Origin of the sequence: Nocardia arthritidis, assembly GCF_011801145.1 — a bacterium.
In the GTDB taxonomy this organism is placed as follows: Bacteria; Actinomycetota; Actinomycetes; order Mycobacteriales; family Mycobacteriaceae; genus Nocardia; species Nocardia arthritidis_A.
In genome coordinates this window covers 6,516,553-6,530,666 of the sequence record NZ_CP046172.1, presented here as the reverse complement: position 1 = coordinate 6,530,666, position 14,114 = coordinate 6,516,553, and the positions used below count along the sequence as shown (strand labels likewise).

The window sequence follows — 14,114 nt, the reverse complement described above, 5'->3', positions numbered from 1 at the left end:
CGCTGGTCCAGAGGGGGCCTACTCCGCCGGGTTCAACCGCAGGGCAATGGAATTGATGCAGTAGCGCTTGTCGGTGGGGGTTTGGTAGCCCTCGCCTTCGAAGACGTGGCCGAGGTGGCTGTGGCAGTTGGCGCACAGCACCTCGACGCGGTGCATGCCGAGGGTGTCGTCGGCGCGCAGGATGACCGCATCCGATTTCGCGGGGTCGAAGAAGGAGGGCCAGCCGCAGTGCGAGTCGAATTTCTCGGTGCTGCGGAACAATTCGGCGCCGCAGGCCCGGCAGGTGTAGACGCCCTCGGTTTTGGTGTCGGTGTATTCGCCGGTGAAGGGGCGTTCGGTGGCGGCCTCGCGCAGCACCGCGTACTCCTCCGGATTCAACTTGACCCGCCACTCCTGGGGAGTCAGCTGAATTCGCGGCGCGGGTAGGGATGTGTCGGCGTCGGTCATGATTCCACGCTAACGGGTTTCGCGGCGGGCGCAGACCCGTTGCGCCGATCGTCGTCGACCGATTCCGATCGCATCCACGCCGGGTCGATGCTGCCGGAGCCGAGCCGCCCTTCCCGGCGCGCGTTCAGGTACCGGTCGCCGAGCACACAGAACACCACGATGAGCAGCAGCCCCCACCCGAAGGTGACGCGCAGGTATTCGAGCGCCCGCCCGGTGCTGGGCCAGCGGTACGACAGCCACTGCTCGCCGAACATGAATCCGAAGATCGCCAGCCACGCGGGCCAGTTGCGCAGCACCGAATTGCGCAGCACCACCGTCATCAGGAATGGGAACAGCATCATCGAGTAGTACTGCTGGCCGAGCGAGAGCAGCAGCCACGACGCGATGAGGATGATGCCGGAGCTGGTGCAGATGAAGAACAGCTCGTCTTCCCGGTAGTAGCGGTAGAGCACCCAGAGCGAGATCAGCACGAGCACGGCCATCACGATGCGCATGCCCCAGGTCAACCAGATCGGCAGCCCGTAATATCCGGCATTGCCGACGATCGCGCTGTTGAAGTAGTCGCGTGACTCCAGAATGTATGGCCCCGTGCGTTTCACGAAGTCCATCGGATCCTTGATCAGCGGCCAGGCGATGGCGTTGAGCACCAGCGGCACGCCGATCGCGGTGATGAACACCTGCCACTGGCGGCGCACCAGCGGGATCACCAGCAGGTAGGCGAGCGTCGGTTTCACCGCGATGGTCAAACCCATGACCACACCGGCCCACAGGTCCTTACGCCGCAGCAGCAGGTGGATGAAGATGACCTCGGCCAGCAGCACGCATCCGTTGACATTGCCGAAAACCAGTGTGTTGACCACGGTTTCGGACATGAACATGGCCAGCAGCAGTGCGGGCGCGACCACCGAACGCAGCGTGAACTTGAACAGCCGCAGCAGCAGATACCAGGCGATGATGATCGCGACGGCGTTCAACAGGATGAAACACCAGCGCGATTTCTCCGGGTCGAGAATGGCCAGCGGCGCGATCATCAGCGTCCCGCTCGGCGGGTAGAGGTAGTGCGGGTCTACGGAGTCGAAGTTGTCCGTATAGACGGGGTGGTGGTTGAGAAACGCCAGTGAGGCGTCGTACACCGGTTTGAAGTCGTTGGTGATGTAGCCATTGACAGCCCTGATGATCACCCGATGCACCACGGTCATGATCGCGATGGGCCAGAGGATAAAATTCAGCGCCTCGGCGGTGGTACGAGCGGTGCGAGGCTCGAGCTGTCGAAGGAACACTGGGGCACGGTACACCGAATGCGATCCCGGCGCGTTGCCCGGACCACATTCGGCGTGCCGTCGACCCGGAAAGTCAGGCCGGGCAGGCGGTTCCGTCCTGCGGCAGCTTGGCGTCCTGCATATAGGCCAGGATCGTGGTCTGCGCACAGCCGGAATGGCTGAACACCGGATGCCCGAATCCCTGCCAGGTGATGGTCGCGGTCCGCGCGCCCGCACCGGCGAGCGCGCCGGTGACTGAGCTCTGCGCGCCGTTGCCGACCACCGGGTCGGCCACCGAATCCAATACCAGCACAGGCAGATTCAGCTTCTCCGGCAGCGGCGGCACCGTCGCGATCGGCCAGGCGACGCAGCCGATCATCCCGATCGCCGAGACCCGGCCGAATACCGGATACTTCTTGGCCCAGGTTTCGGCGAGGTCCTTGGCCTGGTTCGGCGTCGGCTGCTGCTGGGTGTCGGTGCAGCCGTTGACGAATTGACCGTCGCTCGCGGTGGCCGCGTTCTCCCGTTGGATCAGCCCGGTGAGCGGGCCGCGGTCGCCGCGCCGGGCGGCGGACAGCGCGTCGGCGAGTTCGGCGGTGCGGTCGGGCTGGTCGGCCCGCGGTTCGCCGAGGTAGCCGGCGATGGTGTCGAGCAGCGCGCTGGCCGAGATATCGCCGAGCGCGCCGGTGCTCGCCTTGCCGACCAGATCGGTGATCGCGCCCTTCGGATCCGCGCCGAGCGAACAGCCGATTCCGGTGCAGCGCTGGATGAATGCGGTGAGCGCCGCCTCCGCGCCCTGTACCTGCTGTTCGACGCGGGTGACGGTATCGGTGTTGACGGCGACGGGCGAGTCGAGGACGAGCCGGGCGAGGTGGTCGCCGTAGCGGCGCGCGTAGCTGAGCGCGACCTTGGCGCCGTTACCGGAGCCGAGCAGCATGATGTGGTCGACCTGCCACTGTTTGCGCAGCTGTTCGAGGTCGTCGGCGGCGTGCGGTGCGTCGAAGGTGCCCTCGTATGGCTGCAGGAAGTCGCGGCAGGCGATGGTGGCGTTCTGGCTGAGCGTGGTCATCGCGACCGCGGGATCTTTTGTGTCCGTATTGAATTGGGCGTTGTCGGCGAGTCCCTTGCGCACCTCGGGCGGCATGCAGTCGATCGGCTGCGAGGTGCCGATACCGCGCCGGTCCACCGCGACGATGGGCCGGGCGGCCAGCAGCGCGTTGCCCTGGCCGACGGCGAGTCCGGCCAGCGTCGCGGTGGATGACCGGTCGACGCCAGAGGTCAGCACCAGCGGCGCGGCGTCGGGCGGGGTCTGTGGGACGCGGGCGCGCAGCGCGCCGGTGCGGAAGGTGCCGAGCACCTGACCCGCCGCATCGATGGGCGTGGAGAATTCGGCGCATTCCAGCACCAGCCCGGCGGGCGCCGCGCCGAGACCGAACGTATTCAGCGTCTGCGCGGTGCAATCGCGCCAGGGGAGATCGGTCTTCGGCACTTCGGCCTGCGGTGGCGGCGCGGCGGCGGCGGTCGTGGTCGGTTTCGCTCCGCCCGCCGCCGGCCGCTCGACGGCAACACCGGGGCGGTCGGAAGGTCCGGCACCGCATCCGGCGAGCAAAATCGAGAGTGTCGCGGCCGACACGACGGCCCGAGTCCAGCGCATGCGCTACAGCCTGCCAGGTTCGGCCCCTCGTTTCATCGACGGCCCGCTTAGGCCCGCCCGTCACCCGACCACCACCCCCCATCGGATCGCTGCGCGATGCTTAGTATCTGCGCCACCTGGTCAGCACCGTGCCGTCGTCGGCGAGCAGGATATGCGCCCGGCGCATCGGCCGCCGGAACTCGTGCGCGGACAGCGCGATTCGCCGCGCCGACCCGCCGACCAGCAGCGGAGCCGTGGTGAGGCAGAGCTCGTCGACGGCGTCGGCGTCGAGCAATTCCCCGAACAGATGCGGCCCGCCCTCGCACAGCACCCGCAGCATCTCGCGCTCGGTGAGCGCACCGAGCAGGGCCTTCGGGGTGATCGCGATATCGCCCGCCTCGACCACCTCCCCGCCCGCGTCGGCGAGTGCCCGCTTGCGCTCGGCCGGCGCGCCCGCGGTGGTGATGATCAGCGGCGGCACAACGGTATCGGTGAAGAGGCGGCTTTCGGGTTCGAGTTGGGCGCTCGCGGTCACCACCGCGATCCGCGGCGGCGTGCCGTGCCGGTCACCGCCGAAACCGCTCGCGTACAGCGCGCGCCTGCGGTCCGGATCGGTGCGCGCGCCGCCGTAGTTCTCGGCGCGCACCGTGCCCGCGCCCACCAGGATGACGTCGGCGAGATCACGCAGCAGCAGGAAGACCGTCTTGTCGGCGGGCGTGCCGAGCCCCTCGGAGAGTTCGCCCGCGGTGGCGGCGCCGTCGACGCTCGATACGAAATTCGCCCGCACCCAAGGGGCTTGGAGCCCGACCGGGTAGGCGTACAACCGGGCGAGTTCCTCCCGGTTCAGCGCTGTGAGCTGGATCGCATTGTGACTACGCTGCATGACACCCGATCTCACCACGTCATTACGCTTCGTACATGCCAGAACGCCTCGTCGACCGCCACCCGGAGGTCCCGGCCGACCAGCTCGTCGCCCAGATGGTGCCGCCGCCCATGTTCGACGAGGTCGCCTTCGCAACCTACATCCCGGATCCGAAGGAGCCGTCGCAGGCCGCGGCGGTGCGCAAGGCGGAGGATTTCGCGGATCAGGTGGCCAAGATCCACCGGGCCGCGGGTAAGAAAAGCCTGTTCGGGAAGAAGAAGCCGGTCAGCGGCGCGGGCCTGTATCTCGACGGCGGCTTCGGCGTCGGCAAAACCCATCTGCTCGCCTCGATCTTCCACAGCTCGCCCGCCCCGAAATCGTTCGGCACCTTCGGTGAGCTCACCAACCTCGTCGGCGCGCTCGGCTTCAACAACGCGGTGGAGCGGCTGTCGGCCAACAGCGTGCTGTGCATCGACGAATTCGAGCTCGACGATCCCGGCGACACCATGCTGGTCTCCCGGCTGCTCACCGAGCTGACGACGCGCGGCGTCTCCGTCGCGGCCACCTCGAATACGCTGCCGGGCCAGTTGGGCGAGGGACGTTTCGCCGCACAGGATTTCATGCGCGAGATCAAGAAGCTCGGTGCGATCTTCGAGGCCGTCCGGGTCGACGGACCCGACTACCGGCACCGCGATCTGCCGCCCGCCCCGCCGCCGACCGCGCCCGAACTGCTGGCCGAGCGGGCCGCCGCGACACCGGGCGCGACCCTCGACGATTTCGACGCCCTGCTGAAACACCTGAGCACCCTGCATCCCTCGAAGTACGGCGCGCTGATCTCCGGGGTGTCGGCAGTATTCGTCGCGGGCGTGCATCCGGTGGTGGATCAGGCCGTCGCGCTGCGGATCGTGGTGCTGGCCGACCGGCTCTACGACGCGAGCATTCCGGTGACCGTATCCGGTGCGAAGCTCGACGAGATCTTCTCCGCGGAAATGCTGGAGGGCGGGTATCGCAAGAAGTACCTGCGCGCCATCTCGCGCCTGCTCGCGCTGTCCCGGTTCGAGGTTTCGGCCGCCTGACGCGGACCGACCGGGGATTGTGAATCCCCACAGTCGCGTGAACGGCGGCCAGGGGTAAGCGGTAGCGTTAGCATCCGGCGGTGCGGGTCCGGAGTGACCGGTATCACACCGAACTTGCTTGCCGCACACGACAACTGATTTGCTCGAACCGGCCCGGATGTCTGTCGAAGCTCGGCGGACCGGACGAAGGGAGTGCCCACCGTGAATCGCGACCGTGCGTTACGCGCCTCGGTGGCCGCCGCCACCGGTTTGGCCCTGGTGTTCGGACCGGTGATCACCGTCGCGTCCGCCGATCCGACGGCCACCGCGGGCACCGCGAACTTCGACCGGTCGCTGATGCTGCAGGGCGTGCAGAACGCCCGCGATGTCGGCGGCTATCGAACCGTCGACGACCGGATCGTCCGCCTCGGCCTGGTCTACCGCACCGGCCAGCTGAACAACGCGACCCCGGCCGATCTGGGCGAGCTCACCAGCCGCAGCGTCCGCTACGTCGACGACCTGCGCACCGTCTTCGAGCGGACGATGGCCCCGACCTCATCCCCGGCGGCGCCACCGCCAACTGGGACGACGTGATCGGTCACGCCTCGCCGGAGGTCATGGCCACCACCCTCACCGGCGGTGTCGGGCTCTACAGCGCGTTCATCACCGCGCCGGGCGCCAACGAGGCGTTCGCGGCCGTGCTGCACGACATCATCAACACGAAAGAGGGTGCGGTGCTCTACCACTGCACCGCGGGCAAGGACCGCACCGGCTGGGCCACCGCCGTCCTGCTGACCATCCTCGGCGTCGACCGCGGCACGGTGACCCAGGACTACCTGCTGTCCAACCAGTACCGCAACGCCAGCCCGCAGGATCCGCTCAACGGCGTCCAATCCCAGTGGCTGGACGCGGCTTTCGATCAGGCCAACGCGACGTACGGCAGCTTCGACAACTATGTGCGCGACGGTCTGAAGCTCACCGACGCCGATATCGCGGCACTCAAGGCGAAGATGCTGGCCTGACCCGAATGGGCGCTGTCGGCGGAGCCGTCCTCGGACCGCGCATGGCCGGAGCGAATGCGGAGGTACGCTTAGGAGCCGTGTTCGGCGTACCAGCGGTCGATCAGCGCGGGCATTTCCTTGCCGATCCAGGCCAGGAATTCGTGCATATCGCGAACCCGGCTGGCGTCCTTGCCATTCGGGTCGCCGAATAGTGCCAGGCCGCGTGCGGTGACGCCGGTGATATCGGTGTACATCGCGCTCTGCTGACGCATCAGCTCCGGCAGGATGCCGGGCCGGATGCTGTAGTAGTCGCGGCGGTCGCCGGGTTTGGAGACCTTGTCGACCCAGCGCATGGTGACGAGAGTCTTCAGCGCATTGGAGATGGACCCCTTGGACGCCTGTAGCGCCTCGGCGATCTGACCGAAGGTCTGCTCCGGCGGGTCCGCCACCAGCAGCCATCCGACGGTGCGCCCGACCATCCTGACCAGGCCCATGCGCTCGAGCACCAGCGCGAATTCCTCGACGAAGGCCAGCGCCTCGGGTGACCGGTCGGTTGCCGGATTGTCGCGCTCGGTCATTCCCGCCCCTCGCCGAGCTCGGTTCCGGCCGGTGCCGCGTCGTCGGTGGGCGCGCTGTCGTCGATCATCGGTCGAGTATCCCTTTCCGCCTTGCGGATATGAAAAAGCGGGGCAGGCCGCACGGAACCTAGACGGCGATATCGCGGCGATCGAAGGCGGCGATCGCTACGCTGACGGCGAGCGCGGTCAGACCGAGTAGCACCAGCACGTGCGCGCTCCATCCGTTGACCAGCGGCGTATTGCCGTTCGCGTAATAGACCGGCGAGAGCCTGCGCAGCCAGCGTGCGCCGTCGATAGTCCCGCCCAGATTATTGGCGAGATAGCTGCCGAGGCCGACGACCGCGCCGATTCCCAGTGTGCTGGAACGGCTTCCGGTCATCGCACCGGCGAGCAGCGTGATCGTTCCGGTGGTCAGGGCGAACAGTCCGAGCCCGATGCTCGCGGCGACGATATTCCCCGCCGCAACGCCCAACCCGCCGGAATTCGCGCCGATCAGCACGCCGAGGGTGAGCACGGCGGTGACGACGCCGACCTGTGCCGCCAGTGCGCCGAATCGCTGTGCCAGTAGATTCACGCGGCTGATCGGCTGTGCCAGTAGCAGATCCAGCGATCCGTTCTCCTCCTGCGTCGCCGATCTCGCGGCGAAGGTCACCGCGAAGATCAGCATCATCACCAGGCCGAACATGGCGTAGATGGTCGATCCGAGATAGCCTGCGCCGCTGGCGAAGTCGCTGAGTCCGAGGGCGTCGTAGAGTTTGTTCTGTTTGACGTTCAGCGAGCCCTGGTCCCGCAGCGTCCGATACGACGGCAGGTACAGCATGGGCACGAGGGCGAATGCGATCGACCAACCGATCAGCCCCCGTCGCTGCTCCCGCAACGTTTGCGTGAATACTGTCCGTGTCATGCGAAGACTCCTGTATGTCAAAGGTTTTCGGTTCATCGGCCATAGAGGCTGAAGAAGATCTGTTCCAGGTCGGGTTCGGTGGAGAGCACGCTGGTCAGGTGGTATTTGGCGGCCGTCTTGAACAGCGCGTCCACCTCGCCTTCGGTGGTGCAGTGCAAGGTATTTCCGATCAGCCGCACATCACGGACGTTCGGCAGGCGAGTGAAGTCGTCGACGAAAACGTCCTCGGCAAAAGCCAATTCGACGCTGCGCGGGGAGCGGCGGCGCAACTCCTCCACGTTCTCGGTGCCGAGCAGTTGCCCCGCGCGCATGATGACGGCGCGGTCGGCCACCTGCTGCACCTCGCTGAGGATGTGCGAGGACATGAAGACGGTCTGCCCGTTTTGCTTCGCCTCGGTCACCAGATCCAGAAATCGTTGTTGCAGTAGGGGATCCAGTCCCGACGTCGGTTCGTCGAGGATCAGTAGCTCGGGCCGGTGCATGAAGGCGGCGATGATGCCGACCTTCTGTTTGTTGCCCTTCGACATGGCGCCGACCTTCTTGGTGAGATCCAGGTCGAGTAGGTCGGCGAGTTCGGTGATGCGTTGTTCCGGCACCGCGTCCGAGCGCTGGGCGGCGAGGAAGCCGAGCAGGTCGCGGGCGGTATTGCGGCCCTCCATGGCCAGTTCGCCCGGCAGGTAGCCGATGCGGCCGCGCAGCTTCGGCCCGCCCGTCCTCGGGTCGGCGCCGAGCACCTCGACCTGTCCGGCGGTGGGCCGGATGAGGTCGAGCAGGATGCGGATGGTGGTGGATTTGCCCGCGCCGTTGGGGCCGAGGAATCCGAAGATTTCGCCCTGTGCGACTTCGAGATTCAGCTCGGTGATGGCGGGATGCCTGCCGTAGCGCTTGGTCAGGCCGGTGGTGCGGATGGCTGTCGTCATCGGATCTCCAGCGTTCAGTTAAGGTCAGTAAGTTCAGTAAATACTGAACTTAGAGAACATGTCAATCGTGACGATGAACTACCATCGGCCCGCATGACGAAGTTCAGAACCTGGGACGGCCTGGAGCTCAACTACCGCGTCTGGGAGGGCTCGGGTACGCCGGTCATCCTGCAGCACGGCGTGGTCGCCGACACCAACGCCAACTGGATGAGCACGGGCGTGGTCGGCGCGCTGCAGGCCGCGGGGCGCACCGTCGTATCCCTGGACGCGCGCGGACACGGCCGCTCCGACAAACCGCACGACGCGGCGAGCTACTCGTGGGCGGCCATGGCCAAGGACGTCAGCGCGCTGTACGACGAGCTGGGGCTGGACAGCGTTGTGCAGGTTGGGTATTCGATGGGCGCGATCATCTCGCTATTGGTCGCGGCCGCCGACGAGCGGGTGACCCGGCTGGCGATCGGCGGCGTCGGCTCCGGCGTCATCGACTGCGGCGGCGTCGACCGCCGCGTCATCGAATTGACCGAACTGCATGCCGCCATGCGCGGCGAGCAGGCGCCGGATCTGGCGGTGATGTTCCGCATCCTCGCCGACGCGGTGCACGCCGACAAGGTCGCCATCGAGGCGGTGGCCACCGGCCTCGACGATCGCCCGATCCGGGATCTATCCGAAATCACCGTTCCCACACTGGTTCTGGCGGGCGACAAGGACCCCTTCGCCGCCGAACCCGAGCGCTTGGCCGCCGCCCTGCCGAACGCGAAACTCGAACTCGTCCCCGGCGATCACCTGCTGGCCGTCACCGCCCCGGCCTTCTCCGCCGCCCTGGTGAACTTCGTCGCGGCGTGATCACCGGCGATGAATTCCTGCGCTAGAACAGCTTTCGCATGATGAAATCGTTCTGCGGCTGATTGCCGACCATGAACGTCTTGGTGCCGACGACGACGAACCCGTGCCTGGCATAGAAGCGCTGGGCGCGGGCGTTCTCCTGATTCACCCCGAGCCACACCCCGGGAAATCCGTCCGCGGCGCAGCGCTCCAGCACCGCGTGCATCAGCGCCGTCGACACCCCGGTGCCGTGATGACCGGGCAGCACATAGATTTTGCTGAGCTCGATCGCCGGGTGCAGATCGACCGCCTTGGCGATCTCCGGGTCGTGCGGATCGGCCGCGTGCAACATGGCATAGCCGACGATGTCGTCGCCGGACACCGCCTTCAATACCGTGCGCGCCGGATCGCTCAGGTATTCGCCGAACCGCTCGTCCGAGAGCGCCTCGGCGATGTACAGCTCGATATCGTCGGCGGTGGCATCGGGCGGGCACGCGAGCGGGAACGTCGCGGCCGCGACGTCACTGAGGGCCTCGGCATCCCACAGCCCGGCCCGGTCGACGGTGACCGGCATGTCGCTCAACTGATTCACCCATCCAGTACAGCATGGTCTGTATCCGGGGCGAGCGGGCTGCCCGCTTCGGAACGCGAATGGAATACCCGCGCGATGAGAATCAGCGACGCCGCGAAAACCAACGGGATCACGAAGCCGACCCGATGTCCGAAGCCCGCGGCGATCGCGCCGACCACACCTCCGCCGAACAGCGTACCCGCGTAATTGAACAGGTTGAGGCGCGCGATGAGCGCGTCGAGTTCCCGTCCGCCGGTGAGCCGCCCCGCCTCGCTGAAGCACAGCGGCGCGATCACCGGCATCCCGAGACCGGCGACGAGGAATCCGGCGATCGCCACCACCGGACCCGGTGCGGCGACCACCACCGCGAGTCCGAGCACGCCGATGGACGCGGCGACGCGCACTACCCGGCGCGGCCCGTAGCGGCGCACCCACCAGTCGCCGGTGAGCCGGGCCAGCAGTGAGGTGCCCTGGTAGGCGGCCAATCCCAGCGCCGCGCCCGCGGAGCTGGCGAGCAGATCGTCCTTCAGGTAGAGCCCGGCCCAGTTGCCCACCGCCAGATCGATCGCGAACACCAGTGCCATCGCGACGCCGAATGCCGCGTAGCCGCGGAAGGCGAGCGAGCCCGCCGCCGAATCCCGTTCCGCCGGAGCGGCTTCCGCCGTATCGGCGCCGAGCAGCCGCGACCCGGCGAGCAGACCGAACAGCAGTACCGCGCCCGCCGCGCCCACCAGTGATTCGCGCGGTGTGACGCCGAGCTTCTCGGAGGCGGACACATACAGCGCGCCGAGGATCGATCCGCTGCTCCACGCCGCGTAGAACGAGGAGAGGATGAAGGTGCCGTATCCGTGCTGGATGAACACCGCCTGCATATTGGTGCTCGCGTCGACGATGCCCACCGCGATGCCGTAGCAGCCGAGGCAGCACATCAGCACTATCACGTTGGGCGAGAACGCGATCGCGCATCCGGTGACGGTGATGAGCAGCAGTCCGATGCGCAACGTCGCGCGGCTCGACAGCCAGGTGGCCAACTGTTCGGCCAGCACGCTGCCCACCCCGGCCAGCACCGAGACCAGCACCACCGCGCCGACGATCAGGCCGTCGGACATGTCGTAGCGGTCCTTCATCTGCGGCAGCTGCGTCAGGATCACCGCGAAGAAGAAGCCCTGTAGGCCGAATGCGACCGAGTTCGCGCCGCGCGCGCCGCGCAGGACCGGTGCCACCGTACTCATGCCCGGAGACTAACGGCAGCAACCACGGCGTGATACCCCGAATCGCTGGAAATCGCCCGATAAGTCGTCGCTATCGCGCGAGGCGCTCCTACCGAGGGTGGTGGCCGGGCCCGGTGGCGCGTGCCACTATCGAAGTGGCGCAACATAACTCGCAGAGGGGCTTTCCGGCATGAAACGTTTGACGCAGGACTTCTTCCATACACCGCACGCCATTTACGACGAGCTACGCGCCGAGGGGCCGGTACACCACGTCATCCTGCCGACGGGTCTGCCCGCCTGGTTGGTCGTCGAATACGACGCCGTGCGGGAGGTATTGCGCAATCCGACGGTCCGCAAGGATCCGTATTCGCCCGAGGGGATCGCCGCGCGGGAGGCGGCGTCCGGGCTCACCGTCTCGGACGCTGTCGTCCGCAAGCTGAACAACCACATGCTCAATGCGGATCCGCCGACGCATACCCGGCTGCGCAAGCTGGTCACCCCGGCCTTCGCGCCGGCCAGGATGGAGGAGCTGGCCCCGCGGATCCGCGCCATCACCGACGAACTGCTGGACCGGATCGCGGGTACCACCGGGACCGTGGATCTGTTGGGGGAGTTCGCTTTTCCATTGCCCGTCACGGTGATCTGTGAACTGCTCGGGCTGCCCGTCGAGGACCGTGACGATTTCCGCGAATGGTCGGCCGCCGTCATCGATTCGCCCGCGGTGCACAAGGACGAGGTGGAGCGCGTCACCGTCACCATGATCGAGTATTTCGAGCGGTTGATCGCGCGCCGCCGCGTCGAAGGCCTCGGCGACGATCTGGTCTCCCAGTTGATCGCCGCCACCGACGACGGCGACCGGCTCAACGACGAGGAATTGATCTCGACGATCTTCCTCATCCTGGTCGCCGGGCACGAGACCACGGTCAACCTGATCGGCAATACCGTGCTCACGCTGCTGTCCGATCCGGCGCGCTACCGCGCCGTGCACGACAATCCGGACGCGGTGCCGCAGCTGATCGAGGAGATGCTGCGCTACAACGGCCCGGTGAACATCGCCACCTGGCGCTACACCACCGAGCCGATCACCTTGGGCGGCACCGAGATTCCTGCAGGCGAACTGGTGCTCGCGGCCCTCGGCTCGGCCAACCACGATGAACACCGCTATGCCGACGCCGCCGAATTCGATCCGGCCCGCGGCGCGGCGAACCACGTCGCCTTCGGCTACGGCATCCACTTCTGTCTCGGCGCCGGGCTGGCCCGGATGGAGGGGCGCATCGCGATAACCCAACTGGTGCAACGTTTCCCGGATATGCGGCTGGCCGCCGACGCGGATCCGCGCTGGCGCGAGAGCACGCTGATCCGCGGCCTGCACGACCTGCGGGTGGAATTGGCGGGAGCGCCCGCGCTGCGCTGAGCGGCGACCCGGGACCACGGTGCGGCGGAATATCCGCCCGTGGTCCCTTTTCGGAACGGCACAGTCGTGCAAGAGTGAGGGTGCCGGTGCAGGGTCGCAGCGGCGCGTCGAGTGGAGGAGAGCAATGACCCCGACGTACCCGCCCGGGCCGGCACTGCCCCCATTCGTGCAGAGCTTCCTGTACCTGAACCGCCGCGCCCGATGGCTGCCCGTACTGCGGCAGCGCTACGGTGACGTCTTCGCGATGCGGGTGCCGCCGTTCAACGACAATGTCGTGGTCTTCCACCGCCCGGAACACGTGAAGGAGATCTTCGCGGGTGACCCGCGCGATATGCACGCGGGCGAGGCGAACAACATCCTGCGCCCGATCATGGGCTCGCATTCGGTGCTGCTCACCGACGAATCCGAACACGCCCGCGCCCGCAAACTGCTGATGCCCGCGTTCAACGGTGCGGCGCTGCGCGGCTACGAGAAACTGGTCGAGCAGATCGCCGAGGCGGAAACGCAACGCTGGCAACCGGATTCGACGCTCGTCACGCTCGACCGGATGAACGCGCTGACGCTGGAGGTGATCATGCGGGTGGTCTTCGGCGTCACCGACCCCGGCACCCGCGCCGCGCTGGCCCCGCGCCTGCACCGCGTGGTCACCATCGGCCCCGTGCAATACGCCGGACTGCAATTCCCGCGCCTGCAGCGGCTGCGGCCGTGGAAAACCTTCCACGACAACCTCGATGCCATCGATGCGCTGCTCTACCGCGAGATCGGGGCCCGCCGCACGGTGCCCGATCTCGCCGAACGCACCGATGTGCTGTCCAGACTGCTGCAGGTGGGCGGCGATGACGAGCGTCCGCTCTCGGATGCCGAACTGCGCGACCAGTTGGTCACGCTGCTGTTGGCGGGGCACGAGACCACCGCGGCGGCACTGTCCTGGGCCCTCTACGAATTGGCGGCGGATCAGCTGATTCAGCGGCGGACCTACGATGCGGTGCGTTCCGGCGACGACAAATTCGTCGAGGCGGTGCTGAAGGAGGCGATGCGGCTGCATCCGGTGATTCCGGGCGCGGTGCGCCGCCTGACCCACGACACCACCGTCGGCGGCTACGCGTTACCCGCGGGCACCACGGTGAGCTGTTCGATCATGCTCGCGCACGGCAGCGACGCGAACTACCCGGATGTCGCGGCATTCCGGCCGTCCCGTTTCCTCGACGGCGAGGTCGGGCCGAATATGTGGCTGCCGTTCGGCGGCGGCGTGCGCCGCTGCATCGGCGCGGGCTTCTCGTTGATGGAGGGCACGGCCGTGCTGCGCACCGTGCTTTCGCGGTTCGCGCTCGCCCGCCCGAGCGGCGCGAAACCCGAACGCGGGCATGTGCGCAACATCACCACGGTGCCGCGCGGCAAGGCCAGGATTGTGATCACCAAGCGAGGGCCGTAGTCTCC

The 14,114-nt window shown here is 67.2% G+C and carries 15 protein-coding genes; 6 read left to right on the top strand and 9 right to left on the bottom strand.

The features are described from left to right. Window positions 1-18 precede the first annotated feature (18 nt). The 4 genes from msrB to F5544_RS29510 form a co-directional block, all read right to left on the bottom strand. Window positions 19-447, bottom strand: coding sequence for a peptide-methionine (R)-S-oxide reductase MsrB (gene msrB, locus F5544_RS29525; protein WP_167476209.1), 429 nt, complete (start codon window positions 445-447; stop codon window positions 19-21). Further along, a complete protein-coding gene (locus F5544_RS29520; RefSeq protein WP_167476208.1) occupies window positions 444-1,742 on the bottom strand; it encodes a glycosyltransferase family 87 protein in 1,299 nt (432 codons plus the stop codon). Before F5544_RS29520 ends, msrB begins: the two co-directional genes overlap by 4 nt. Window positions 1,743-1,800: 58 nt before the next feature. Further along, window positions 1,801-3,360 carry an alpha/beta hydrolase gene (locus tag F5544_RS29515; protein WP_167476207.1) on the bottom strand — a complete coding sequence of 520 codons (1,560 nt, stop codon included), beginning with the start codon at window positions 3,358-3,360 and terminating at the stop codon, window positions 1,801-1,803. 100 nt (window positions 3,361-3,460) lie between these two features. Then, window positions 3,461-4,222 (bottom strand): pyrimidine reductase family protein, encoded by a 762-nt coding sequence (locus F5544_RS29510; protein ID WP_167476206.1) that lies wholly within the window; start codon window positions 4,220-4,222, stop codon window positions 3,461-3,463. Between the two features lie 35 nt (window positions 4,223-4,257). Between F5544_RS29510 and zapE the strand changes: the two genes are divergently transcribed. The 3 genes from zapE (at window position 4,258) to F5544_RS47140 (ending at window position 6,278) form a co-directional block, all read left to right on the top strand. Then, window positions 4,258-5,277, top strand: a complete 1,020-nt coding sequence (gene zapE, locus F5544_RS29505) for a cell division protein ZapE (protein WP_167476205.1) — start codon at window positions 4,258-4,260, stop codon at window positions 5,275-5,277. Window positions 5,278-5,478: 201 nt separating this feature from the next. Further along, complete coding sequence (locus tag F5544_RS47145; protein WP_275106972.1) at window positions 5,479-5,850, top strand: tyrosine-protein phosphatase; 372 nt, start codon at window positions 5,479-5,481, stop codon at window positions 5,848-5,850. A 23-nt stretch (window positions 5,851-5,873) separates the two neighbouring features. Then, window positions 5,874-6,278: a tyrosine-protein phosphatase gene (locus tag F5544_RS47140; protein WP_275106971.1), complete on the top strand. Its 405-nt coding sequence runs from the start codon at window positions 5,874-5,876 to the stop codon at window positions 6,276-6,278. Window positions 6,279-6,346: 68 nt separating this feature from the next. On the opposite strand, the gene F5544_RS29495 is transcribed toward F5544_RS47140, so the two are convergent. The 3 genes from F5544_RS29495 to F5544_RS29485 all read right to left on the bottom strand — a co-directional run bounded on the left by F5544_RS29495 (window position 6,347) and on the right by F5544_RS29485 (window position 8,659). Continuing rightward, window positions 6,347-6,835 (bottom strand): GbsR/MarR family transcriptional regulator, encoded by a 489-nt coding sequence (locus F5544_RS29495; RefSeq protein ID WP_167476204.1) that lies wholly within the window; start codon window positions 6,833-6,835, stop codon window positions 6,347-6,349. A 127-nt stretch (window positions 6,836-6,962) separates the two neighbouring features. Then, the gene (locus F5544_RS29490) at window positions 6,963-7,739 is read right to left on the bottom strand and encodes an ABC transporter permease subunit (protein ID WP_167476203.1); all 777 of its coding nucleotides are present in this window, start codon (window positions 7,737-7,739) and stop codon (window positions 6,963-6,965) included. 32 nt (window positions 7,740-7,771) lie between these two features. Further along, window positions 7,772-8,659, bottom strand: coding sequence for an ABC transporter ATP-binding protein (locus tag F5544_RS29485; RefSeq protein WP_167476202.1), 888 nt, complete (start codon window positions 8,657-8,659; stop codon window positions 7,772-7,774). A 93-nt stretch (window positions 8,660-8,752) separates the two neighbouring features. Between F5544_RS29485 and F5544_RS29480 the strand changes: the two genes are divergently transcribed. Beyond that, complete coding sequence (locus F5544_RS29480; RefSeq protein ID WP_167476201.1) at window positions 8,753-9,502, top strand: alpha/beta fold hydrolase; 750 nt, start codon at window positions 8,753-8,755, stop codon at window positions 9,500-9,502. Between the two features lie 22 nt (window positions 9,503-9,524). Here F5544_RS29480 and F5544_RS29475 read toward each other — a convergent pair whose 3' ends face one another. Continuing rightward, window positions 9,525-10,055 (bottom strand): GNAT family N-acetyltransferase, encoded by a 531-nt coding sequence (locus tag F5544_RS29475; protein WP_167479557.1) that lies wholly within the window; start codon window positions 10,053-10,055, stop codon window positions 9,525-9,527. 14 nt (window positions 10,056-10,069) lie between these two features. Next, on the bottom strand, window positions 10,070-11,284 hold the full coding sequence (locus tag F5544_RS29470) for an MFS transporter (protein ID WP_167476200.1): 1,215 nt from the start codon (window positions 11,282-11,284) through the stop codon (window positions 10,070-10,072). A gap of 169 nt (window positions 11,285-11,453) precedes the next feature. On the opposite strand from F5544_RS29470, the gene F5544_RS29465 reads away from it, so the two are divergent. Both F5544_RS29465 and F5544_RS29460 read left to right on the top strand, forming a co-directional pair. Further along, entirely contained in the window at window positions 11,454-12,677 is a 1,224-nt protein-coding gene (locus F5544_RS29465) for a cytochrome P450 family protein (protein WP_167476199.1), read from the top strand. A gap of 124 nt (window positions 12,678-12,801) precedes the next feature. Beyond that, a complete protein-coding gene (locus F5544_RS29460) occupies window positions 12,802-14,109 on the top strand; it encodes a cytochrome P450 (RefSeq protein ID WP_167476198.1) in 1,308 nt (435 codons plus the stop codon). Window positions 14,110-14,114 lie beyond the last annotated feature (5 nt).